Here is a 12,910-nt window from a genome sequence, read left to right on the forward strand (position 1 = left end):
TATTGTACATCGTCTAAGTATGAAGATTTCGGGCTATGATTAGGCTTTAAGTTTTTTAAGATGCTTTATCATGCAATTTCAGAACATATTGATTATTTTTTATATTACTGTTTTATCCTTTTGCGCTTTATACGCCCCCCAGCCACTACTCCCTTTACTTAGTCAACATTTTCAAATTTCAACGGATCAAGTTTCATTGCTCATTAGTGTTGCGCTGATTCCTTTAGGCGTTGCGCCTATTTTGTACGGATTTATTTTGGAATCTATGGCGGCAACTCGATTATTAAAGATTACCATTTTCTTGCTGGCATTGGGACAACTTCCCTTTATCCTTATCGATAATTTCTGGGTATTGGTTGGTTTTAGAACGTTAGAGGGCTTATTGTTTCCTGCCATTTTTACCGCGTTAGTCACTTATATTTCAACAGTGAGCACATTGGAAACAATTAAACGTAATATTGCGTTATATGTTGCTGCTACTGTCTTGGGGGGATTTCTCGGACGTATGTTAAGTGGGGTAATGGCAACTTATTTTCATTGGACAGATGCATTTTTAATTATCATGTTGGGGTTATTACTGGGCTTTGGTTTGTTATACCGATTACAAAGTGATACCCGTTTACAATTAGTACGTCCAACATGGGGATTATTATATAAAGCGTTACAACACCCTATTTATAATAAAGTTTATTTAATTATTTTTCTTGTTTTTTTCTGCTTTGCATCGGTATTAAATTTTTTACCATTTCGGATGACTGAATTAGATTCGCAAGTCTCCTCATTACGCATTGCATTGACTTATACAGGATATTTAGTTGGAATTATGATGGCATTGAATGCACTACGGATTATTCGCTGGTGTAGCGGGGAAATGAATGCCATTTTATTGGGATTAGCTTTTTATATGCTTTCCCTTATTTTACTGGCAATTCCTAGTTTAATCGTTATCAGTCTAACGCTTTTTTTATTTTGTGCGGGTATGTTTTTAATGCATAGCGTACTTTCAGGCTATTTAAATCATTTAGCAGTGGAAAATAAGGGAATTATTAACGGGTTATACATTGCTTCTTATTATGCAGGTGGAAGCACAGGTTCTTATTTACCCGTATTTATTTATAAAAATTGGGGATGGATAGCTTATTTAAGTTGTTTACTTGGTTTAGTTTTTATCATTATGTATATAACCTTGTTATTAAAACGGGTTCAACACAATTTAGCTTAACTTGAGTTCGGCAAGTTTCTTTTAAAAAAGACAACAGTTTGTCTGAATCAGGATTCAGACAATGTTTTAATCTTGCTGGTTAAAGTGAGGTCAACCCTTTTCGCATGTTCCGACAGACCTGCTAGGTTTTCAAAACCTAGCAGGTCTTTTTTTGTCTGAATCAGAATTAAAAGAATCTCGCCGAACTCAGGTTAAAGCGTAAATAAAAAAGCCTCAGTATGTTGATACTGAGGCTTTTTTATTTCTATCGTCTTCAATAAACCGCCTACTTTGGCGAATCAGCTGTAACGCCGCATGGAATTTAGCTACAAAAAATGGCAGGTTTCAACCGCCTGCTTTGGCGAATCAGCTGTAACGGGTCAGGGAGGTACTAGGGTTTGACTCTATAAAGTTTCAACCGCCTGCTTTGGCGAATCAGCTGTAACCTGCCGTTTGCTTGCAAGTAAAATATCTGGTCGCGTTTCAACCGCCTGCTTTGGCGAATCAGCTGTAACACATCCGAGATTATTGGATGTTGTAAAAAAAACGTTTCAACCGCCTGCTTTGGCGAATCAGCTGTAACAAATATGGAACCACAAGAAGAGGCAACGACAAGTTTCAACCGCCTGCTTTGGCGAATCAGCTGTAACCCCGACGGTCAAAATAATCGCATATTTTTCACTTGCTTGCAAGCCAAAATTTTCACGAAAAATCACCCAAAAAAGTAGAACTCTTTTGCATATTTCTTGCGTAAGAAAATATATAATTAAATCAATAAAATATAAACACTCCTTTTCAAAAAAACTACCCATTTTACGACCCTCGAAAAGTAGAACTCTCTTCTTGATTTTAAAGGACTATTCAATCATTCCTGAAATTATGTGAATTCTGATTCAGACAAAAAAAGCCCTGCTAGGTTTTCAAAACCTAGCAGGTTAAAAATCCTTCAACACCCCAAATTCTCCCCCTGTTGCATGTGTACGGTTATTCGCCTCCACACTGTTGTTATAAAAATCTTGCGCTCCCCCTGCATCTATCCACAAAGACAGGCTTAAACCCCCGTGATAGTCATTTTTACCAACGCGGGGCTCTGCTGAATAAAAATACTGGTCGCGTCCGCTGTGGTCTATGAAGAGCGAAAATCCGTTATGTGCAGCGGCGGCGATGGAAAAAAATAAGTCTCGACTGTCGTAAATATCATCGCCACCTTTATCGATAAGCATGGCTGTGCCTAAATCCCATGCAGCCGATTGTAGCGCGCCTTGATAACCTTGATAGTGGTCGTCGCCCCCGTCGTCGATGAGGATACCCAGTGCCGAGTGAGCGGAAAAACCTTGTCCATAGCGTGAACCAATATAATTATCGTCGCCATTGCCTGCATTACGCAAAATACCCAGCGCGAAAAAATAGCCACCGCCTTGGGAGAAATTGCCCGCTTTAAATTGGTCTTTACCTTGTCCATCTAGCAAAATGCCGATACCGCCAGAAGTGTTGTTGCGAAAGCCAAAACCTGAGCCTTGCGAACTGCCATGAAAAATGCCCAATGTGCCATAAGTGCTTTCATAAGCACCAAGGGCTAAATAAGTGTCGTCGCCTTGTGAGTCTAAAAGTAATCCTAAACCTTTCGCACTGCCAACACCTTGCCCGTAAAGTGTGGCTCGATAGTGGTCATTACCTTGTGTATCTAAGAGCAAGCCATAACCCCATAAGCCAATCCCTTGCGCGTAAGTGTGGGCTGTATATTCGTCATCACCAGCGAGGTCGTAAAGTAGTCCTATCCCCATTAAGCCCGCCCCTTGCACAAACTGGACACCTTGGTAGTGGTCATTGCCCGCAGTGTCTAGGAGTAGAGCAACCCCAAAAATGCCCGCTCCTTGTCCCCCTAAGCGGGTAGCGGTGTATTCGTCATTGCCTGCCATATCAATCATAACGGTCGGACGTTGCCAATCACTTAACCCTGTTTCACCGATATAAAAATCATTGCCACCAATATCAAAAATCAGGGCGATATTTGCGTTATAACGGTTAATTTCATCGCTACCGATAATAATTTTACCCGCGACACTGTCCGCAATAGCGAGTAATCCGCCCGTGACATTGGGGTGTTGCAAAGTGGGATTAATGGACAATTGTTGAAATGCACGTCTTGCCGTATCGCGCCATGTTGGGTCTGCTAGTTGGTTTAGTGTAAGTGCTGCTTGAAACAGAGCAGAAAAGTCAATTTTATGTGCAAGAGCAAACAGTTGGGGAAATTGCGCTTGCACGGCTTCGGGCGCGTTGAATGTGGTGTAATACTCAAGTAATTGGGGGATTGTTTCTTGTATAAATTGGCGTTCTTCGGCGTTGAGTGCTTGAAAGGCTTGGCGTTGATATTGAGTCGCGTGATAGAGGATTTTTTGTAAATAAATCAAGTGAACTTGTGGGTCTAAAGTCGTCGGTGCGTGCGGAAGGTCAGATGCTAGTTTAGCCGTGATATCGAGCAAATCAGTTCCTTGTTGAATGAGGGCTTGCGTATCATAAGCCATTGCTTGTGTTAATAACGTATCGGTTACTTTTTCCACAATAACAGGCATTTTTAGCGGGTCGCGGTGTAAATAGCGAATATAACGCAGGCGCAATCCATCATCCCAATATTCATCTTCCGCATAACGTTTGAGTAAATCTTGATACGCCATATTCAAGTTATTATCATCATTGAATAATTGCTGAATCAGTAGGTCATAAACTGTATTTATCGATTGATATTCTGGGAATAATTCGGCATTGCTGGGTAAAGTTACGCTGGGTTGTTCTTGACGGGTGGCTAAAGTTGCAACGAGGTCTAAGGCTTGCCATTGTTCTTTAATTTCAATATGAAGCGTTTCGCCGATTTTTTGCGAGCGCATCAATTCATCTAATGCATTGCGATTGGGTAACGCAATAGGCTCTTGATTCCGTTGCCCATTAATCAAGGTTTCCATGCGTAAAATACGTAAATTAAGCATATCGCCTGCATGTTTGTGTTGGTCTATATACGTGCTGAAGGCTTGCGCAAGTTCAGTGGCGGGCAAGTTATCTAAAATCTGTTGGTCAAACTGCAAAATAATGTCGCGGAGACGTAGCCCACTTTTTTCAGCGGGCGAATTGGGGAGTATGCCTGTAATTTGTAGCCCATTATTAGCAGGAGCATCAGGAATCGTTTGGCGAATACCTTGCACAGGTTCATAAGCAACCCCCAGATAAGCGGGTTTAGTAGAAACTGGACTGATTGGCGGTACAGTGTCGGTATTAGGCAAGCGAGTGCAAGCAGTGATGCTTAAAAAAAGATAACTGAGTATCAAGAGATTGAAAAAACGATTCATCATATACTTGCCTAACTTTTTAATTGTAACCGTAATGCTACAAACAAATAAGCAACTTGTATTGCATTGAATAAACATAATTGTAAAAGCGTCCCTTGCAAGCCTAGCCACACCGTGAGTGGGTAAAGTATTGCCAGACTCACCACCGTTGCCCAAAGTAAAGCGTAAAACAACGGGCGTGTATTTTCTAAAACCCGTAAGCCGATTTTAAGCGGTGAGAGAAAGAAAACCAGAAAATAAACGAGGGCGTAACTACTGAGAATTGCCCCATAGCCTTCGAATTCATCCCCGTAAAACCAATATAGCCAGCTATCAGGAAACCCACCCAGCAACAACACAATCACCGCCATCACTGCGCCACCATAACGAGTTAATTTCACTAAATACTGTTGCAAGCTGGCTTTGCCTGTATGAATATAAACGCGCCCTGCTCTGGGAGGGGCAAAATTTTCTAATGCCAGTAATAACACATGCGTAACACCCAGCACATTTTGACAAGCGCGAAACACCCCAACCGCTTGCACGCCTAAAACAGCCGTTATCACTGCTTTCATCATGGCATCATGAGAACGCTCTAATAACACAGAAACACAAAGCCAACGGGCATAAAGCCAATGACGTTGCGTAACTTGGTAGAAAAAATGGGTTTCCCACGCTTGCCACCGAAATCGCTTTAATCCGATAACAATCGCCAGTAATGAACTCAGCATTGTCACCCATAACACCGCATGAATGCTGATAATTTGCCAATAATACAACCCCAATAAGCCCGCAAGTTGTCCTAAATAACTAATGACATCGTTAGTAAACGCGCTGTGCGTATTGCCTAATGTAAAAAAGTAACGGCGGATAAAATCTTGTAACTGATAAGTAAAACTTGTCAGCGCGAGTAAAAGCGCGTAAGGCGCGGTATGCCAAGCAGGAAATAACCAATTGCTAAACCATAAACCCGCAAAAATGCACAAACTGCTTAATATGGCGAATAATAATTGTTGCACGAGGACAACGCTGTAATAACTATCAGCCTGCTCAGTGGCTTGCTGTGTGCCTAAGCTCAATAACGGTGATAAAACAAACGCAATTTGTAGCCCACTGAAAAAGAATAAAATCGTCCACAACAAGGCAAAAAAGCCAAATGATTCAATACCAAGTAAACGCGCTACTAAAACGCCTGTAAGGAAATTAACAAGGCTAACCATCGCTTGATCGATGAGTGTCCAATTGAGATGGGCGGGCATGGTGTTTTGGAAGGTGATAACGGGGCAAATATTGTAATCGTTTTACAACTATTCTGATTGAACGTGTCAGTGAGGCATATTCGACAAAAAAATTTGATAAAAAAACAAGGTAAATGATGTTTTTAAATCCTGAAAATCCTGATTCAGACAAACGCTTATCTTTTTAAAGGAATCTCGCAGAACTAAGGTTCAAGTACGCTTGTACTCGGCAAGCAGAGCTTGCTAATTCATTATTAGTCTATTATGCTCTATTATATTAATAATATGTTATAAATAAAGGATTTTAATGATGCACTACACTGTAATTAATAAAAGCGGCTCTTATAAACAAGAGTCTCGTAAGTCGACACAAAAAAGACTGCTGATATCAGAATCTTTTTGTCAAGATTTTCACCAAGCATCTGTTAGCATCACTGATAAAATGAGCGAAACAACCTATAAACCTATCTTTATTAAAGTTGCTTAACTTGTTAAATTTGGACTGATTATCTTGGTAAAACAGGTAAAGTATATATTGAGCAAACAATCAAGCAGTTTGTTGACAATACGGAATTAGACACACTGATAGAAGCATTTAAGTCGTATAAATCAAATCGTGTTCTTGCTATATTGGGCTTTTGCTTGGGAAATAGTTATTTTGGTAAAGATGAACGTCTTACGCAACCGCCCACTGTGCGTAATATTTTGTATAAAGTTCATATTAAACCACGTTATCCTAAAGCAGATGTAAAACGTTGGAATCGTGCGGTATTAGATGGAAAAATACCGACATCAGACCACATCCTTATTTATACAACAGGTATTCAAAACGAAAACGCTTATTTGCTTCTCGATATTTTAAGACCTGAGGGACATAAGAAACTATTAGATTTTGCAAGATTAGAGCAACTAGCAGTATTAGCTGGTTATTTTAGGGAAAGTTATTAAGTAATCTTATCTTCTACCCCACCCGAATTTCCCCACTCCGCAACGCCTGAATCACTTGTTCACGCCCGCCCATGGCAACCACCTGACCATTATCAACGACGATTAACCGCTCAACTAACGATAATAATGACTGACGGTGTGTAATTAAAATCAAGGTTTTATCCGTTAAAAACGGCAATAAACGCGCTTTTAAAGCCTCCTCAGTGCTGTTATCCATTGCATTACTAGGCTCATCCAGTAATAAAATGGGCGGATTTAATAAAAAGGCTCTCGCTAAAACGATTGCTTGACGCTGTCCACCTGATAAGCCTTCCCCCCGCTCACCGATAGGCATGTCAAAACCTAATGGATGACGGTTGACAAAATCGGTTACGCCCGCTAATTCCGCCACTCGTAACAGTTGTGCATCGTCCACATAAGGTGCACCTAAGACAATATTTTCTCGCACAGTGCCATAAAACAAAGTTGGGTCTTGCGCGACATAGCCCATATTGCGCCGTAAATCTTCAGGGTCTATTTGCCGACTGTCCACCCCATCCAGCAAAATACTACCCGATTCAGGCAGGTATAAACCCAGTAATAACTTAGCAATAGTGCTTTTACCTGAACCAATTCGCCCAATAATGCCGACCCGTTCCCCTGCTTGAATTTGGCAAGTAATTTCTTGTAAAACCGCTTGTGTTTGTTGTGGATAGGTAAATTTAACGTGTTGTAAGTTTAAGTTACCTTGTAACACGGGGCGATGTACAAAGGGATGATTTATCGGACGTTCTAAGGGTAAACGCATTAAATTATTTAAGACTTTAAAGGCTTGTAGCGACTGATGATAACGGGTGATTAAACTCACGACTTGTGCCATCGGGGCTAAAGCCCGTCCTGTTAAAATCGTCGTTGCGATTAATGTCCCTGTGGTTATTTCTTTATCCGCAATTAAATACACACCATAAACGACAACGGCAATACTGGTTAATTGTTGAATAAAAACGGAAAAATTAACGGACAATGCAGATAAATAGCGGATTTTTAATCCTCCTTGTGCTAATTGCCCAATTAATAACTCCCAACGACGTTGCATTGTGCCTTCTGCACGGATTGTTTTTAAGGTTTCTAAACCGCTTAAACTTTCAACTAACAAGGCTTGTTTTTGTGCACCTGCTTGCGTGTTTTGCTGAATAATGCGCCGTAGTGGTAATTGAATCAGTAAGCTAAAAATGATAATTAACGGCATGGCAAACAAGGGAAAAAGGGCAAGTTGTGGATGTAATAAACCCCAAATCACCGCGATAAAGAGTAATGCAAAGGGTAAATCGATAACGGCGGTTAACGTAGCAGACGTAAAAAAGTCTCTGAATGTTTCAAATTCGTGCAGTTGATTGGCAAATGCGCCAACAGAAGCGGGATGTGTGCAACGTTGCGAGCCTAGCACGTGTTCAAAAACGCGACTGGATAAGACAATATCCGCACGTTTTCCTGCGGTATCGATAAAATAACCGCGTAAATTGCGCATTAAAAAATCAAAAACCAGCACTAACAACATGCCTAAAGCTAACGCCCATAAAGTTTCTAGCGCGGTATTTGGGACAACGCGGTCATACACATTCATGACAAATAACGGTGAAGCCAGCGCGAACAGATTGATTAATAAAGAGGCTAATAACACCTCACCATATAAGCCCCACGATTGCCACAATGTGCCCCAAAACCAACTTTTTGGCGCGGGTGCGTGTGCCTCGGTGCGTTGGTCAAATGGATAAACAGGGCGAACAAATAACGCTGTGCCTGTATATTGTTGCGCTAATTCATGCGCGGTGATTTCCGTCACCCCTTCCCCCACACTGGGGAATATCACTTGTAAGCGTTTTTTATCCCACTTTTTTAACACAAGACAGGCTTGCCCATCGGCTAATAGTAAAACAGCGGGCAAATGTAGCGCGGTGAGTTTATCTAATGCTTGCGTTGCAACACGCACAGAAAACCCCGCCCGTTCCGCAGCACGAGCAAAGGTATCGGGCGAAAAACGCTGATTGTCTAACGGTAAACCTGCCCGCAATGCCTCTGCGGAAAAGGGTTTATGATTTAATTGCGTTAAAATCACTAAACACGCTAATAAAGGGTCATCCTGCAAAGTATTTATGGACATGAAAATATCGTTTAATTTGTTTGATTAAAGTTGCTTAACTTTATTAAGTCATAAAAAAGTCTGAAAAGAAATATTGAACGCCGTGAATTAATTTATGATGTGGGTAAATCATCTCTATTTCGTTTTATTTTTCTTTATTTGAAGAAAATAACTAAGTCGACAAACTTTCTCCCTCACGCTCAAAGATGTGCTTACCATTTATCATCCGTATTTTGTGATATAACGCAGTTGCGAATCGTTCTATGCTTAGTAAAATGATTGCTTGTCGAAGATAATGCGCTATCGTTAAACTTTTCCGCTCTTTTTTCGCCACTTTTAGGAATGGGCTTTCGCTTGGACACGCAAGAACACCGCCACACCTTACCAAAAGGCTTTAAACTTCAGGAATATCAAATAGAAAGGGTATTAGGAAAACCCGGTGGATTTGGTGTCACCTATCTTGCCTTAGATACAAACTTACATCAATCAGTTGCCATTAAAGAATATATGCCCGGTGACTTTGCCGTGCGTGATGGCGTGAGTAGCGTTTGCGTCCGCTCGCAGATGGATGAATCTTCTTTTAAATGGGGCTTACAATGCTTTTTAGACGAAGCACGCATTTTAGCGAAGTTTAAGCACTCAAATATCGTCCGTGTACTGCGTTTTTTTGAAGAAAACGGCACCGCTTACATGGTCATGGAATACCAAGAAGGTTATTGTTTAGCTGATTATTTAAAAGAAAAAAGTAAATTAAGCGAGCAAGAACTATTAAATATCGCGTTGCCACTCATGGATGGTCTGCAATTAGTACATGAGATGGGTTTATTACACCGCGATATAAAACCCAATAATATTTATATCCGTCATGACCAATCCCCAGTTTTATTAGATTTTGGCTCAGCGCGGTATGCCGTGAGCCAACGCAGTCGTAGCGTCACCAGTATTGTCAGCCCTGGTTATGCACCGTTAGAACAATACGATAATGTTTTAGACATTCAAGGCGCGTGGACAGACATTTATGCGTTAGGGGCAGTCATGTACCGCGCCATCAGTGGCGAAGACCCACCCGCCGCAACGCGTCGCGTGATTAAAGACCCGATGATACCCGCCAGCGAAATCGGCAAAGGTCGTTATAATCCGACGTTATTACAAGCAGTAGATTGGGCGTTAGCATTGAGCGAAGAAGACCGCCCGCGTAGTATCGTCGCATGGCGCGAGAAAATTATCCTACCACTAACCGATACCCCATCGACACAAACGGTTATTCCTTCAAAAACTGACCAATTATTACGTTTAAATCAAAAACAACGTTATGTTGCAAGCATAGCAGGGGTGATTATCGTCGGACTCGCATTAACCGTTGGCGTATTGATGGATAAAAATCAAGAACTTAATAACATTTTAGAAAAACAACAAAATGAATATAATCGTCAATTAGACGCAGAACGCACCCGCACCACGACAAAATTAGCCGAGCAAGCAAAAGTTATTAGCGAAATGGATTTTAATATCAAGCAATTAGAAAATACAATTTCGCAATTAAGCAAATTTGGCGTTCAAACCGCAATGGATGGCTTTATTAAAGACATAGAAAGCGGTGAACCTTTACCCAATAATGCGAGTAGCGCGCCTGCGCCCACATCTCATTATTTTAAAGTCAGTGCAAAAGTTGCTGACGATGATGTCTTAAATGTGCGCCAATTCCCTAACCCCCGCGCAGGCATTGTCGGGATTATTCCGCCTGCGAGTGAATGTGTTTTATATTTAGATACATTCTATATTTTTAAAAATTCGGTGTGGGTGTTAGTCCAGTTTAATGAAGTAAAAGGCTGGGTAAATTCTGGCTTTTTGGTAGAAATGGAAAGTTGCGTGCCACCTGCTTAAACACTTGTCATTTATCGTGTTTGAGACTTTAGAAAATGGATAAAAAACGTCAGGTTTTTTTAAGTAAATTCCTTTCAAAACATCTCCGTCACACCCCTGAAGCCTTAAATTTAGTGCTACAAGTGGGTGGATGGGTATCTGTTGATACCTTATTACATCAAGCGACTATTGCAGGCGTGACTTTTAGTCTTGAAGAATTACGTGAAGTGGTAGAAAGCAATGATAAACAACGCTTTGCATTTGATGAAACAGGCTTATTGATTCGGGCAAATCAAGGACACAGTACTGCAGTTGATTTACAACTCAGACCTGTTGAACCCCCTACCGCGTTATATCACGGGACGGCTACACGCTTTGTGGCTTCGATTTTGGAACAAGGTTTATTACCGATGCAACGCCATCATGTGCATTTATCCGCTGATATTGAAACCGCGCATAAAGTTGGCATCCGTCATGGCAACCCTGTAATTTTTCTCATCGATACGCAAGCGATGCGAGCGCAACAGATTGAATTTTTTCAATCAGATAATGGTGTTTGGCTCACAGCGAAGGTATTGCCTACTTTTCTTTGTTTATTAACGTCGTCAGACAGGAATTAGGCAATAACATGCTCACAGAGATTCATATTAAAAACTTCAAAAGTTACCAAGACCAAACCCTACATTTATCCCCATTAACCTTAATGATTGGTGCAAATGCGTCAGGCAAAAGTAATGCGCTTGAAGCCTTTCGTTTTCTATGTTGGTTAAGTCAAGGACAAAAACTATCTACTTTAAAATATCGTATAGAAGACTCTGAACAAATTTTACGTGGACATATAAAGACTTTGGCTATCAAGGGATTAATCACGATAATATAGGCGGATTAAGTTTTACCCTAGGTTGCCAAACAGATGACACTGAGTGGAATAGATTAGATATTACCATCGTATTACGGGATGATGAGTTACATATTGCACAAGAAAGTATTACCGCTCCGAATAAAAATTTTCCTTTATACCGAATAGAGCAAGCTTCATCTGGTACAAGTCATGATGTGCGCGTGGCATATAACAACTTTGCCCGAGGTGGTAAAAAACCACAAATTAATTGCACAGACCAAATCACTATTTTAAATCAACTCGCAAGTTCAGCATTATTTGAATCAGGTCATAAAAAAGCACAAATAGAAATCCCACGAATTACCAAAAAATTTCAAGAATTACTAGCAAATACACTATTCCTTGATCCTATCCCCTCACGGATGCGTGGCAATTGTGCCAACTTATCTGGCGTGTTGTACACCTTATGCCAAGATAAACAGAAAAAGTCTATTATCATTGATTTTATTAAAAGCCTGCCTGAACAAGACATTAAAAATTTAACGTTTTTCCAAGATGGACGCGGACAAGTTGCTTTAGAATTAGTGGAGAATTTTGGCAATATTGAGCGTAAATGGTCGGTCGAATTACTATCTGATGGCACACTGCGCGTTTTAGCCATTGCTGCTGCTTTGCTATCTGCGCCGAGCGGTTCTACCGTTGTTATTGAAGAGATTGACAATGGTGTACATCCATCCCGTGCTAAACAACTACTCGCCACTATGTATGAACAAGCTAAACGACGCGATGTGCGCCTGCTACTCTCAACCCATAACCCCGCTTTAATGGATGCTTTACCAGAGAGCGCACTTGCTGATGTCGTATTTTGTTACCGTAATCCCAAAACGGGAGAAAGCCAATTAGTACGATTGGCAGATTTACCAGATTATATCGGTTTAGTAGTACAAGCCCCCTTAGGAGAATTAGTAACAAATGGCGTGGTTGATCGCTTTGTAAAATCCCCCACAACGCCTGAACAGAAAAAACAAAAAGCACTTGACTGGCTGGCAAAAATGCAAGGGGGACAAAGTTGAGTACAGTTTGTATTATTGACACCAGTGTATTTTTAAATTTACTCAATGTCCCTAGTAAAAATCAAAACCATGAAACAGAATTTTCAGGATTAAAAAGACAAGAAAATTAAAAGAATAAAAAATTATGTTTTTAATTGTTTTTAATTCTGCTAATTCTGAAAATTCTGTGAATTCTGATTCAGACAAAACAGAGACCTGCTAGGTTTTCAAAACCTAGCAGGTCTCTGTTTTGTTTTATAAAACTCGCCGTACTCGCGTTAAATTAACCTGAGTTCGGCGAGATTTTTAAAAAGACAACAGCTTGTCT

General features: G+C 40.7%; 9 protein-coding genes and 1 CRISPR repeat array. Of the genes, 6 read left to right on the top strand and 3 right to left on the bottom strand.

Going from position 1 to position 12,910, the window contains the following annotated elements; genetic code table 11:
- The first annotated feature begins 70 nt into the window (after window positions 1-70).
- Window positions 71-1,222 carry an MFS transporter gene (locus tag BEGALDRAFT_RS12420; RefSeq protein ID WP_002690468.1) on the top strand — a complete coding sequence of 384 codons (1,152 nt, stop codon included), beginning with the start codon at window positions 71-73 and terminating at the stop codon, window positions 1,220-1,222.
- 254 nt (window positions 1,223-1,476) lie between these two features.
- Window positions 1,477-1,851: a CRISPR direct-repeat array (repeat unit 35 nt; unit sequence GTTTCAACCGCCTGCTTTGGCGAATCAGCTGTAAC).
- A gap of 285 nt (window positions 1,852-2,136) precedes the next feature.
- Here the strand turns inward: BEGALDRAFT_RS12420 and BEGALDRAFT_RS12425 are convergent.
- Window positions 2,137-4,545 (bottom strand): PDZ domain-containing protein, encoded by a 2,409-nt coding sequence (locus BEGALDRAFT_RS12425; RefSeq protein WP_002690470.1) that lies wholly within the window; start codon window positions 4,543-4,545, stop codon window positions 2,137-2,139.
- 8 nt (window positions 4,546-4,553) lie between these two features.
- Window positions 4,554-5,780, bottom strand: coding sequence for a lipopolysaccharide biosynthesis protein (locus tag BEGALDRAFT_RS12430; RefSeq protein ID WP_002690472.1), 1,227 nt, complete (start codon window positions 5,778-5,780; stop codon window positions 4,554-4,556).
- A 621-nt stretch (window positions 5,781-6,401) separates the two neighbouring features.
- On the opposite strand from BEGALDRAFT_RS12430, the gene BEGALDRAFT_RS12435 reads away from it, so the two are divergent.
- Complete coding sequence (locus tag BEGALDRAFT_RS12435) at window positions 6,402-6,707, top strand: type II toxin-antitoxin system YafO family toxin (RefSeq protein WP_002690476.1); 306 nt, start codon at window positions 6,402-6,404, stop codon at window positions 6,705-6,707.
- A gap of 13 nt (window positions 6,708-6,720) precedes the next feature.
- On the opposite strand, the gene BEGALDRAFT_RS12440 is transcribed toward BEGALDRAFT_RS12435, so the two are convergent.
- Complete coding sequence (locus tag BEGALDRAFT_RS12440) at window positions 6,721-8,847, bottom strand: type I secretion system permease/ATPase (protein WP_002690478.1); 2,127 nt, start codon at window positions 8,845-8,847, stop codon at window positions 6,721-6,723.
- Window positions 8,848-9,180: 333 nt separating this feature from the next.
- On the opposite strand from BEGALDRAFT_RS12440, the gene BEGALDRAFT_RS18365 reads away from it, so the two are divergent.
- The 4 genes from BEGALDRAFT_RS18365 (at window position 9,181) to BEGALDRAFT_RS12455 (ending at window position 12,603) form a co-directional block, all read left to right on the top strand.
- The gene (locus BEGALDRAFT_RS18365) at window positions 9,181-10,710 is read left to right on the top strand and encodes a serine/threonine protein kinase (RefSeq protein WP_198284642.1); all 1,530 of its coding nucleotides are present in this window, start codon (window positions 9,181-9,183) and stop codon (window positions 10,708-10,710) included.
- Window positions 10,711-10,745: 35 nt separating this feature from the next.
- Window positions 10,746-11,309 (top strand): RNA 2'-phosphotransferase, encoded by a 564-nt coding sequence (locus BEGALDRAFT_RS12450; RefSeq protein ID WP_002690482.1) that lies wholly within the window; start codon window positions 10,746-10,748, stop codon window positions 11,307-11,309.
- Window positions 11,310-11,317: 8 nt separating this feature from the next.
- Window positions 11,318-11,569, top strand: coding sequence for an AAA family ATPase (locus tag BEGALDRAFT_RS19415; RefSeq protein WP_198284643.1), 252 nt, complete (start codon window positions 11,318-11,320; stop codon window positions 11,567-11,569).
- Window positions 11,570-11,751: 182 nt separating this feature from the next.
- A complete protein-coding gene (locus tag BEGALDRAFT_RS12455) occupies window positions 11,752-12,603 on the top strand; it encodes an AAA family ATPase (protein ID WP_198284644.1) in 852 nt (283 codons plus the stop codon).
- Window positions 12,604-12,910 lie beyond the last annotated feature (307 nt).

The sequence above is a fragment of the Beggiatoa alba B18LD genome, from assembly GCF_000245015.1.
In the GTDB taxonomy this organism is placed as follows: Bacteria; Pseudomonadota; Gammaproteobacteria; order Beggiatoales; family Beggiatoaceae; genus Beggiatoa; species Beggiatoa alba.

Excerpts from the sequence above, each read along its gene's own strand:
- BEGALDRAFT_RS12420 (WP_002690468.1), top strand. The coding sequence starts at position 71 with ATGCAATTTCAGAACATATTGATTATTTTTTATATTACTGTTTTATCC.
- BEGALDRAFT_RS12450 (WP_002690482.1), top strand. The coding sequence starts at position 10,746 with ATGGATAAAAAACGTCAGGTTTTTTTAAGTAAATTCCTTTCAAAACAT.
- BEGALDRAFT_RS12430 (WP_002690472.1), bottom strand. The coding sequence starts at position 5,780 with ATGCCCGCCCATCTCAATTGGACACTCATCGATCAAGCGATGGTTAGC.
- BEGALDRAFT_RS12425 (WP_002690470.1), bottom strand. The coding sequence starts at position 4,545 with ATGATGAATCGTTTTTTCAATCTCTTGATACTCAGTTATCTTTTTTTA.
- BEGALDRAFT_RS12440 (WP_002690478.1), bottom strand. The coding sequence starts at position 8,847 with ATGTCCATAAATACTTTGCAGGATGACCCTTTATTAGCGTGTTTAGTG.
- BEGALDRAFT_RS19415 (WP_198284643.1), top strand. The coding sequence starts at position 11,318 with ATGCTCACAGAGATTCATATTAAAAACTTCAAAAGTTACCAAGACCAA.